At 67.6% G+C, this 1,164-nt stretch carries 1 protein-coding gene; it reads left to right on the top strand.

All coding sequences use genetic code 11. From position 1 onward, the window contains the following. On the top strand, positions 1 to 1,164 hold a 1,164-nt coding region (locus L9Z73_RS30850), incomplete at both ends, for an amino acid adenylation domain-containing protein (protein WP_247408760.1).

Below are 1,164 nucleotides of genomic sequence, written 5' to 3'. Positions count from 1 at the left end.
TTGCCGTTGGAACCGGCCTGGCCGGACGAACGTCGCCATGACCTGCTGACCCGCGCCGCGCCAGCCTTGGTGCTGTGCGACCCGGCCTCCAGCAGCGCCCAAGGTCCATGGCCGAGCGCCAGCCTGGAGCAAGCGGCAAACGATGCGGAACTGCCATTCCAGCCGCCGCTTCTCAGTGACCATCACGTCGCCTACCTGTTGTTTACTTCCGGCTCGACCGGTGTGCCCAAAGGCGTGCTCATCGAGCATGGCGCGCTACGCAACTATGCACAGGCGGCCTGCACGGCGCTGGGCCTGGAACCTGGCATGCGCCTGGCCTTGACCAGCCCGTTGACCGTCGACCTGGGCCATACCTTACTGTTCGGCGCCTGGCAGGTGGGCGCCGAACTGGTTATCGCCGCCCAGGACGATCTCGCCGAGGGTGCCGCATTCAGGCGCTTCCTGGCCCGGGAACGTCCGGACGTGGCGAAATTCGTGCCGTCGCACTTGGCGGCCTTGCTCGAAGGCGACGCCCCGCAGTTACCCGGCACCCTGATCCTCGGCGGCGAAGCCACGCCGCGCCGGCTGGTCGAGCAACTGTTCGCCCACGCGCCGACGTTACGCCTGTTCAACCACTACGGCCCCACCGAAGCTACCGTCGGCGTGCTGTTTCACCCACTACGGGCCGACGCGCCGGACCGCGATGACCGGGTGCCGCTGAGCCGCGTTCTCGACGGCAGCCGCGTGTACCTGCTCGACGACCGCCTGCGCCTGGTGCCCACCGGCGCCTTGGGCGAGTTGTACATCGGCGGCGCGCAACTGTGCCGTGGTTACTTGGGCGAGACCAATGCCGAGCGCTTCGTTGACGACCCCTTTATGCCGGGCCAGCGTCTTTATCGCTCCGGCGATCTGGGCCGGTATCGCGCAGAGGGTGGCCTGCAACTGGTCGGCCGCCAGGACCATCAGGTCAAGTTGCGAGGCCAGCGCATCGAGCTGGGTGAAGTCGAGGCAGCATTGTTGACCTTGCCTGGCGTTGACCAGGCCGTGGCGCGGCTGTGGTCGCCCAGTGAAGGTGCGGCCAGCCTGATCGCCTACGTGGTGCTCGCCCAAGGCGTTGCCGACGATGCCTTGCAACAGTTGCTGGCGGCCTTGGCCGAGCGCCTGCCCGACGCGTTGTGCAACTCG

The organism is Pseudomonas emilianonis (genome assembly GCF_023072625.1).
Lineage (GTDB): Bacteria > Pseudomonadota > Gammaproteobacteria > Pseudomonadales > Pseudomonadaceae > Aquipseudomonas > Aquipseudomonas paraveronii.
Note: the sequence above shows the minus strand (reverse complement) of the source record. Positions and strands in the feature narration are given on the sequence as shown.